The organism is Curtobacterium sp. P97, from assembly GCF_023712445.1.
In the GTDB taxonomy this organism is placed as follows: Bacteria; Actinomycetota; Actinomycetes; order Actinomycetales; family Microbacteriaceae; genus Curtobacterium.
Window position 1 is genome coordinate 1 of sequence record NZ_JAMAYF010000206.1, and the last position, 401, is coordinate 401.

Genomic DNA, 401 nt, shown 5'->3' on the forward strand with positions numbered 1-401 from the left:
GCTCCCAGCGGCTGACCGGGATGAGATCGCCGGCCGTGGTGCGCATCGGGGCGGTCGCGAGGACCCGGAAGAGGTCGCCGCGGGGGACGTCGCGGTCGGGTCCGTCGCCGGCCAGGTCGATGAGTTCGAGCACGGCACGGGCGAGCGCGCGCTCGTGCACCGGCCGGGTGCCGGGCCCGTTGACGACGATGTCGGCGGCGTCGAGGTGCTCGTGGAGCAGTCGCGCGTACGGGTTCTGTGCCGTGTACAGCACGGCGACGCGGTGGGCGGGTGTCGTGGAGAGCGCCTGCACCACCTCGCGGACGACGCACCGCACCTCCTCGTCGGCGTCGGAAGCAGTGAGGACTGCGGTCGCCGTGGGCCAGAAGTCGGTGGTGGTCGCCTCGGCGCCCACTCGCGTC

General features: G+C 73.8%; 1 protein-coding gene. It reads right to left on the bottom strand.

The genetic code is table 11. The features are described from left to right. Positions 1 to 401, bottom strand: a 401-nt coding sequence (locus M3677_RS17675) for a hypothetical protein (RefSeq protein ID WP_251161236.1), incomplete at both ends; no start/stop codon positions are given.